Raw genomic sequence first — 8,600 nt, 5'->3', positions numbered from 1 at the left:
CTTTGGTGGCGACGATACCACCTAAATGGGTGTCCGGTTTTAGTGAACCACTACACTTGGCTCTATCTGGCTATTCGCGGATTTGCTTGAGGATCTCGTAACGGGCGACTCTCTGGTCCAGGCTAACCAAGCGATCTTCCACGCACTTCAAGCCTTGAGGTCACAGTGGGGTGATAGTGCGATGCTGGTTATCACGGAAATGGGTGATGGCTTCGTGACTACCGCGCTGACACTAGCTGTAGCGACTTGGTTGTTAATAAACCGGGCATGGTATAGCGCTCTCTATTGGGTGGTTGCGGTGGGAGGTGCTTCGCTATTTACCCCAGGCATCAAGGCATGGGTGCAATGGCCACGCCCAACGGCACATCTATACAGTGGATGGGAGCTTTTTTCGTTCCCTAGTGGCCATGCCACGATTAACGCCGTGCTTTATGGTTCTCTCGCCTATCTTGTCGCTCGAAGTATACATGCGCGTGGTCGTCGATGGATCGCTGGCGCCGCCTGTCTGATCGTCTTCATGATTGCCTTCTCTAGAATCTATCTCGGTGCACACTGGTTTGCCGATGTTATCGCGGGCATGTCTCTAGGCACAGCCTGGATAATTCTGTTAGCGCTACTTCATCAGCGTTACGAGACCCAAAAAATCGGAGCCAGGGGCTTAATGATTGTATTTTTAACAACTCTAGCAATTGCTTGGCCTTACCACGTCACTCATCAACTTGGCCATGACCGCAGTCGATACTCCCCTCAATTGTCGGCTAAAAAGGCCACTTGGGAAGATTGGCTCAACGGAGCAGCACGGGAAATTACCGTCAAGCGCATTGACTTGGCTGGCGAAACGGAGGAACCGCTAGCGCTTCAGTGGGCGGGAGATTTATCCTCGCTGCGTAGCGCGCTCGAACTTGATGGATGGCAAATCAATACGCCATGGTCTATCAACAACACCCTGGCGTGGTTGGATCCCCAAACCAGTGCGGCTCTTTTACCAATTTTACCGCGCCTGAATGAAGGGCATCCGCCGGTGCTGAATGCATCGTCCGTCGTTGCCGGAAAGCCGTCCCAACGTGTTGTTCTCCAAGTATGGCCCACATTAGTCGAACTAGGATGCGGATCCGCCGACATCCCATTATGGGCCGGATCCCTTCGGGTTCAGCAGCGTACATCTATTTTGGGCTTGGTCGCACTGGAGAGGGATCGGAAAAACGCCTCGCTTGCACAATCGGCACTACTCAACGCTTTAAGGCGAGATTCAGAAGTGAAAGTTCGCCAGCTGATGGGGAGTGATGGGTTCAATATTTTGGCAGGATACGACAGTGGACGTGAGGCATGCGGAGACGCTTAATCTCGTTAGTCGAGAGATATGAAGATGCTACTATCCACTCCATGATCTCTTAGGTAAGCCTGCATCATAAATTACCCAACTTATATCCCATACCTCGGACAGTAATGATGGCGTCAAAGCTAGTTCTTTTACGTAGCGAATGAATAAAGACCTCAATAGTATTCGACTCTACCGCGCGACCATAACCATAGAGCAGAGTTTCCAAGTATCGTTTGGTGAAAACACGCGTCGGATTGGAAACCAACTCGTTTAAAATCAGAAGCTCTCGTGACGAAGGAAAAATTTCTCGACCTTGCCAACGCACTTCATGAGTTTCTATATCAATACTAATCTCACCTTCATATTTCATTTTCGCTTTTTTAGCGCAAGCCGCCCGACATTTACATTTGAGCCTCGCTGACAATTCACGCACATCAACGCTAGTTGATAAAACATCATCAGCGCCAGCGTCAAGCACATCTGGCACACGACAAACTGTTTGCCCATTTGTCATGACCAAAATAGGCAGTGTTCGCCCTCTCCTCAACTGGCCAAGCGCTTTATAATTGTGAGAACTATTCTCACAAAATATATGAAGGATTGCATCATGCTCAGCCGCACCGAGCCTCGCATCGACCTCATCCATACCACTGATAAGAAAAGCGCCAATGGATTGTGATTCGAGCTTCTTTTGCCAAAACATTCCGCTGTCGACATTTTCCGTATAGATCAAGACACGCATGAATCTTTCCTGTTATTTTTCTAGCCTGCCCTAAAAAACAGAGGCTCAAGGTGTTGCAAAACTCAAACCTCCATTAACCATCAGATAAAGCTTAACAAAGATTAAATCTATTGCAAGCAATGAAAGGCCGCTGCACTTCCATCATCAAAACTTTTTGACATCCACCTTGCCGATGACTTCTCTTTCGGATGCACACGGCAATTTCTGTCGTACTTTTACGCCCCTCACCCTAGACTAAAGTCTCCCCCTGACATCGGCCTTAAGGGTTTTTTAAGCCTAATCCGTGACGATAGCCAGCTGCGTTGCAGAGCACCCGCTCTAGAACCATCGAGAGCAGATAGCATTTGCTAAATACTGCCCAGCGTGGCTACTTACCTCGCCATGTTCTGAACAACCTTATGGCTCCAAGCTAGGAAATCCGACGCGATGCACTCCCCTTTGCTTTCGATACTCATTCCCGCCAAAGATGAGGCCGGCAACCTCCCGACATTATTGGACGAAATCGCTGTCGCCTTGGAATCCATCGATTACGAAGTCATCGTCGTTGACGACGCCTCCACCGACGAGACCTGGTCGTTATTGGAACAAAGAGCTTCCGGAGATGACCGTGTGCGTCCTTTGCGCCACTCGAAAAGTGCTGGACAGAGTACCTCAGTTTGGCAAGCAGCCTGGGCGGCACGTGGCGTCTGGCTTGGCACGCTTGATGGTGATGGGCAGAACGACCCAGCAGATCTGCCTAACTTGTTCGAGCGAGCGCAACTCGATGGCGTCACCTTAGTGGCTGGGCACAGAACCAATCGTCGCGATGACTGGATCAAGCGAATGTCTTCAAAGATCGCCAATAAAGTACGCTCGGCGATGCTCAATGACTCTACACCGGATACAGGCTGTGGCTTGAAGATCATTCGCCGTGATGCCTTTTTATCACTTCCCTATTTCGATCACATGCACCGATTCCTGCCTGCCTTGGTACAAGCCCAGGGAGGCAGTTGCGTTTCACTTCCCGTGAATCACCGTCAGCGGGGGACTGGCAAATCACACTACGGGCTCAATAACCGCCTCTGGGTAGGCCTAGTCGATATGGTTGGGGTGATGTGGTTACGACGAAGAAGCCGTCTGCCGATAGCGAACGCGGATGCCAGCGTCGTCACGAGTAGCGTCACACGTCGTCACGAGTAGCGTCACACACAAGCCAGATAAAACAGAAGTCGAGTCGAAACGATGAATACCGAATGGATATGGGTCTGCGTTGGCTTTGCCGGACAAACACTATTTTCAGCGCGATTCATTGTGCAATGGCTAGCAAGTGAACGGGTAAGGCGTAGCGTCGTACCGGTTGCATTCTGGTTCTTCAGTTTAGGTGGAGGCACGACGCTTCTGGCCTACGCCATTTATCGCCATGACCCCGTATTCATCGCTGGACAGGGGGCCGGGTTGGTCATTTATGCCCGCAATCTTATGTTAATCCGCAGTGAACGGCAGCACTCCAAGCCGTCCGACGACAATCAGACCCTCTGAACGGAATGCCATCGCAGATGGAAGACTTCTGGAATGACCCCTCCCAGGCACACTATCGCCGTGCCTGGTTGCTCCTGATGCTGTTTGCCATCATTCTCCTCGGCATCGGTATCGGCCTGCGTGATCCATGGCCCGCCGATGAGCCACGTTTTGCCCTCAATGCGCTGGAAATGCTGCGCACCGGGCAATTCTGGTTCCCACATCGGGGAGGGGAACTCTATCCAGACAAACCGCCAGTCTTCATGTGGGCATCGGCACTATCCATTGCCCTCACGGGATCCGTCCGGCTTGGCTTTCTAATTCCTACTACCCTGGCCGCTCTAGGCTGCCTGGTGTTGGTCGTTGATCTCAGTCGACGCCTTTACGGACGCCGCTTGGCCATCATGTCTGGTCTAACGTTGCTGGCCGCATTGCAATTCGTGCTGCAAGCCAAGACTGCTCAGATCGACATGATGCTGACCTTCTTCACGACTCTGGGCGCCTATGGGCTGCTACGCCATGCGCTGCTGGGACCCTCCAAGCGCTGGTGGTTGATTAGTTGGGCCGCCATGGGCCTTGGAATTATTACCAAAGGTGTCGGTATCCTGCCCCTGGCCCTGCTACCTACCTGGTTATGGTTAGCTTATCGCGGCAGCGTGACACGCATCGGCATAAAGGATCTGCTTCAGGGAATCAGTGTGTTGGTGCTATGCATCGCTGCCTGGGGCGTACCGATGATCATCATGGCGACAACGAGCGGAGATCCTGCGCTCGCGGCCTATCGCGACAATATTTTGTTCAAGCAGACCGGTCAGCGCTACGCGGAATCCTGGGCCCATCTTGCGCCCTGGTATTACTATTTATTGGAAGTACTCCCGTGGGCGTGGATGCCGCTCGTACTCGCATTCCCCTGGGCCATACCAGCCTGGTGGCGGCGCCTGCGTCGTGGCGATGCCAGAATCATATTACCCCTGACCGCTGTCGTGCTGATCGTGATCTTCTTTTCGCTGTCGCCGGGCAAGCGCGGTGTCTACATGTTGCCGACCCTGCCACTGTTGGTGATGGCGCTAGTCCCGCTGATGCCAGGTCTACTTGGCAAACGCAAGTTGCATTGGCTGGGCTTCGCGTTATTGGCCATCCTGGGGAGTGTATTCCTTCTGACAGGCATTCTGGGGGCGTCAGGCCTGAACGCATTGCAACGCGTAGCCGAACGTCATGATGTGGTCCCCTGGGCATGGTGGATCACCATTGGCACGATCGCCATGGGATTGCTGCTTGGCTTTCGTCCACGCCGTGGCCTTTGGGCACTCGGTGCGTGGTTAGTCGTTTTCTGGGTGAGTTGGTCTACATGGGGCTACGCATTACAGGACCCGGCTCGTTCTCCCCGGGACATGATGGCAAAGGTCGTTCAGATGACAGGCAAAGGCGCCTGGCTCGCCATGCCGGACTACGACGAGGAATTTCTGCTCCAGTCACGTCAGCCCAGTGTCCACTTTGGCGATGGGACGCGTAATCGCGATCAATTCAGCCGAGCCTTTGCCTGGCTTCAGGCAGATTCAAGTCGCTGGATGCTGGCGATCCAGCGTGAGGCCGAGGATTATGCTTGCATCGATCGATCGCAGATGCACGACTTGGGGGTCCAAAATGGCGACACGTGGTGGCTGATACCGGCAGGTGCTGTCAGCGCCTGCCAGAGCGATGCTGACGCGGCGCCGCTATACGTGGCACCCACCACGCTGCCAGACAAGCAGCACGGCCCTAGCGTCTAGTGGATTTAAATACTGGGATCATGCCAATCCAACCTGGCAGAAAGCCCGCCTACAGGACGATTCTCGAGTGTCAGCGTTATTCGCTGACGCTCGGCGATCTCCACCACGATCGCCAACCCCAGACCACTCCCGCTGATATGCTGATTGGCGTTGCGCTGAAAACGCTGTTTAACCAAATCAAGCATATCGTCGGGGATGCCGGGACCCGAGTCTTCGATGACCACCCAGGCAAACCCAGTTTCCCCTCCCCAATTTACCGCCACCTCGCCACCAACCGGTGTATAACGCAGCGCATTATCCAACAAGTTACGAATCAGTATTCCCAATTCAGTCCGGTTGCTCAGAACCCATACTGAACCGTCATCTCCTACGTCTATCACTTGATGACTGGCTTCCGCCTGGGGCCAGATATCAGCAACCAATTCGAGAATCAGCCCGGAGAGATTTACCTTCTCCCTCGCAGGTCTTTCATCGCTAATATCCAGGCGCGCCAGCAGTAGCAACTGCTCTACCACTCGCTGTAGCCGCTCAACACCCTGATACGCTTTATCTAGGGAACTTGTCTCACCGTGACGAGCATTATCCAGATGAATCTTCATTGCGGCCAACGGGGTGCGCATTTCATGGGCCGCGTCTGCCGTGAAGCGTCGCTCACGTTCCAATGTGCTCGCCAATCGAGAGATAAAATCATTGAGCGCGCGATGTAGCGCTTCCAATTCCCGAGGTACCCACATATGGATCGTACTGAGATCTTTCTCGTCGCGAGCTTCTACCTGACGAGAAAGCTGGTCTATCGGGTTTAGCCCTCGGCGAACGAAGTGAGCGATCAGCCAAAACAGAATCGGTAAGGCAAAGAGGAGTGGGGCGAGGTTGCCCATCGCGATCTTATTGGACAGCTCACTTTGGAAGGTCTCCCTCAGACCAATACTGACCCAGCGACCATCCTTCAGATGCAGACTGAAGACGCGCCACAAATTGCCATCGTAGGATTGCGAACGATGTCCTGTTTTATCGGGCGCGGGGAAAGCACGATCCGGCTCATTCCAACGCGCGCCCATTAGAATAGGTCGACCCATGGCATCCCAGAACCCCATCGACAGCACCCGCTCTTCATCATCGTAAAGGTTCGAGTTATCGGGATTGAGCGTAAAGCGATGGGATGGGTCAAACCATCGAGCGAAGTGTCCCGGCTGGGACAGTTGCCTGGCGATCATTGCATATTCATCGCTGGAGGTATGAACGCCCACCAGCGATGCAACAATTCGAGCCTGCACGCTCAGTTGGGCATCGAAGATTTCTTCCATCTCATGACGCGTTATATAGTATGCAGCGGTGACCGCCAAACCAATGATAACGAAAAGGACGATTGCCAGTGTTATATTCAGATAACGCCGAATGGATTTCATGCCGCACGGCTATCAAGACGATAACCAACCCCTCGAATAGTCATTATGAGTTGCTTATCAAGTTTGCGCCTCAAGTGATGTATGTGAACTTCAAGAGCATTGGAACCGATTTCTTTGTCCTTGGTGTAAAGCTTTTTTTCAAGTTCGAGGCGTGACATCACCACGTCCCGGTGAAGGGCAAGCTCGAGTAACAAAGAAAACTCTCTCCGCCCGAGGTTAATGGGAGTACCGTTCCAACTGACCTGGTGCCCAAGTTCGTTAATTGACAGGCGTCCCAACGATAGTGGCTGGGCGGTTTTTTCCCCAGCGCGCTGGGTCAATACACGAATGCGGGCGAGAAGCGGCTGAGTACCAAAGGGTTCGACCATGTAATCATCTGCCCCCGCATTGAGCCCCAGGATATTCCTTTCAACATCATCCCCTCGCGCGAAGATCATGATGGGTAGCTGAGAATGAGACCTAACCTTCCTCAACACGCTCAATCCATCGATATCAGGTAATTCCAGATCAAGTATCAGCAGCAAGAAAGGTTCAGAGCGAATCTTCTGTGCAACCTGCTCGCCTTCGGTCAACCAGGTGACACGATATCCTTCACTGGCGAGCATTTCTTTAATTTCCCCACCCAGTAGAAGGTCGCTTTCAACCAACAAAACGTTCATTGTATTCATGTCCTCGCTAGTCATGCTGACATTCTCCCGGAAGTCATAGACTAGATTGAGGCACAGGCAGCTTAACGCTGGCTTATCTAGGACCAATGTTCGATCGGACCCAAGCTGAAGACCCTAAATTCGCATCAATACCAATCGATAATGTTTTGTTAAGACTCATCGCTCAAGGTATGGCTGAAATCAAGGTTCCTCTGACTTGGGTACCAATTTGGCAAGTTCAAGACGCTTCTATGTCCGGCTCTGGGAAGCCAAGCATCGCGATACGCTTATCATCACTTTCCTGTGGTTGATAGCAGTCGCTGGAGCCCTGACACGCCCGTTCTTACCCATTGACGAGACACGTTACGTCTCTGTTGCCTGGGAAATGTGGCACTCACATTCCTGGTGGGTGCCAGTGATGAATGGCGAGGCCTACGCCGATAAGCCCCCTTTGCTGTTCTGGTTGATTCATATTGGCTGGGGAATATTTGGCGTCAACGGCTGGTGGCCTAAACTCATAGGTCCCCTTGCGTCTCTAGTGGCGATGATTCATCTCTATCGAATAGCCCGTCGCCTGGGCTACGCCGGCAGTCGAGCACGGCTCGCGCCTATGTTGATGATGGCGATGCTGATGTGGGATCTTTACAGCAGTGCCTTGATGTTCGACATCCTGTTGACCGCCTGTCTGCTGGGCGCTATCAGTCCCCTGATCCAAGGACACTTGACCACGCGGAAAAGCCTCGTCAGCGGAGTCTGGCTAGGGCTGGCACTGCTGGCCAAGGGACCTGCCATTTTCGTTACTCTCGTGCCGATTCTTCTCGCCATGCCCTGGTGGCGCGAGAAGCCACTAGGACCCGAGGGACGTATGCGGGTAGGACTCTCGCTCTTAATCGGCACGAGCATGTTGTTGTGCTGGGCCCTCTCTGCGTCCTGGCTGGGCGGCAGTAGCTATGCCCGGGAATTGCTTTGGGGCCAAAGTGTCGATCGGCTTCATGACGCGATGGCCCATGCACACCCACTGTGGTGGTATATCCCATGGCTGCCACTGATTACGTTTCCCTGGATGGTGTGGCCGGTTACCTGGCCACGTTTGCCACGCTTTCGATATCAACGTCTTGCCTGGGTGTGGCTTGTCATTCCGTTGATAGTGTTCTCGCTAATCAGTGGTAAACAAATCCACTATCTGATGCCATTAATACCCGCGAGAACACTATCAAC

At 53.0% G+C, this 8,600-nt stretch carries 8 protein-coding genes; 5 read left to right on the top strand and 3 right to left on the bottom strand.

Going from position 1 to position 8,600, the window contains the following annotated elements; translation table 11 throughout:
* Positions 1-181 precede the first annotated feature (181 nt).
* Complete coding sequence (locus AC3AYF_RS14695) at positions 182-1,342, top strand: phosphatase PAP2 family protein (RefSeq protein WP_295035921.1); 1,161 nt, start codon at positions 182-184, stop codon at positions 1,340-1,342.
* Between the two features lie 64 nt (positions 1,343-1,406).
* Here AC3AYF_RS14695 and AC3AYF_RS14690 read toward each other — a convergent pair whose 3' ends face one another.
* Positions 1,407-2,063, bottom strand: coding sequence for a response regulator transcription factor (locus tag AC3AYF_RS14690; protein ID WP_295035922.1), 657 nt, complete (start codon positions 2,061-2,063; stop codon positions 1,407-1,409).
* Positions 2,064-2,489: 426 nt separating this feature from the next.
* On the opposite strand from AC3AYF_RS14690, the gene AC3AYF_RS14685 reads away from it, so the two are divergent.
* Genes AC3AYF_RS14685 through AC3AYF_RS14675 form a run of 3 tightly spaced genes read left to right on the top strand, consistent with a single transcriptional unit; the run spans position 2,490 to position 5,329 of the window.
* On the top strand, positions 2,490-3,242 hold the full coding sequence (locus AC3AYF_RS14685) for a glycosyltransferase family 2 protein (RefSeq protein WP_295035923.1): 753 nt from the start codon (positions 2,490-2,492) through the stop codon (positions 3,240-3,242).
* Positions 3,243-3,284: 42 nt separating this feature from the next.
* Positions 3,285-3,581 carry a lipid-A-disaccharide synthase N-terminal domain-containing protein gene (locus tag AC3AYF_RS14680; RefSeq protein ID WP_295035924.1) on the top strand — a complete coding sequence of 99 codons (297 nt, stop codon included), beginning with the start codon at positions 3,285-3,287 and terminating at the stop codon, positions 3,579-3,581.
* Positions 3,582-3,598: 17 nt separating this feature from the next.
* The gene (locus AC3AYF_RS14675; protein WP_295035925.1) at positions 3,599-5,329 is read left to right on the top strand and encodes an ArnT family glycosyltransferase; all 1,731 of its coding nucleotides are present in this window, start codon (positions 3,599-3,601) and stop codon (positions 5,327-5,329) included.
* Between the two features lie 5 nt (positions 5,330-5,334).
* Here AC3AYF_RS14675 and AC3AYF_RS14670 read toward each other — a convergent pair whose 3' ends face one another.
* Both AC3AYF_RS14670 and AC3AYF_RS14665 read right to left on the bottom strand, forming a co-directional pair.
* Positions 5,335-6,735, bottom strand: coding sequence for an ATP-binding protein (locus AC3AYF_RS14670; RefSeq protein WP_295035926.1), 1,401 nt, complete (start codon positions 6,733-6,735; stop codon positions 5,335-5,337).
* Entirely contained in the window at positions 6,732-7,418 is a 687-nt protein-coding gene (locus tag AC3AYF_RS14665; protein ID WP_295035927.1) for a winged helix-turn-helix domain-containing protein, read from the bottom strand. The genes AC3AYF_RS14670 and AC3AYF_RS14665 overlap by 4 nt, the downstream gene beginning before the upstream one ends.
* A 181-nt stretch (positions 7,419-7,599) precedes the next feature.
* On the opposite strand from AC3AYF_RS14665, the gene AC3AYF_RS14660 reads away from it, so the two are divergent.
* Positions 7,600-8,600: ArnT family glycosyltransferase (locus tag AC3AYF_RS14660; protein ID WP_295035928.1), on the top strand; the 1,001-nt coding region annotated here is incomplete at its 3' end.

This window comes from Salinicola sp. (assembly GCF_982684285.1).
This window is presented reverse-complemented; position numbering and strand designations above follow the sequence as displayed.

Coding starts and splice junctions, on each gene's coding strand:
- AC3AYF_RS14695 (WP_295035921.1), top strand. CDS start 182: ATGCTGGTTATCACGGAAATGGGTGATGGCTTCGTGACTACCGCGCTG.
- AC3AYF_RS14690 (WP_295035922.1), bottom strand. CDS start 2,063: ATGCGTGTCTTGATCTATACGGAAAATGTCGACAGCGGAATGTTTTGG.
- AC3AYF_RS14685 (WP_295035923.1), top strand. CDS start 2,490: ATGCACTCCCCTTTGCTTTCGATACTCATTCCCGCCAAAGATGAGGCC.
- AC3AYF_RS14680 (WP_295035924.1), top strand. CDS start 3,285: ATGAATACCGAATGGATATGGGTCTGCGTTGGCTTTGCCGGACAAACA.
- AC3AYF_RS14675 (WP_295035925.1), top strand. CDS start 3,599: ATGGAAGACTTCTGGAATGACCCCTCCCAGGCACACTATCGCCGTGCC.
- AC3AYF_RS14670 (WP_295035926.1), bottom strand. CDS start 6,735: ATGAAATCCATTCGGCGTTATCTGAATATAACACTGGCAATCGTCCTT.
- AC3AYF_RS14665 (WP_295035927.1), bottom strand. CDS start 7,418: ATGACTAGCGAGGACATGAATACAATGAACGTTTTGTTGGTTGAAAGC.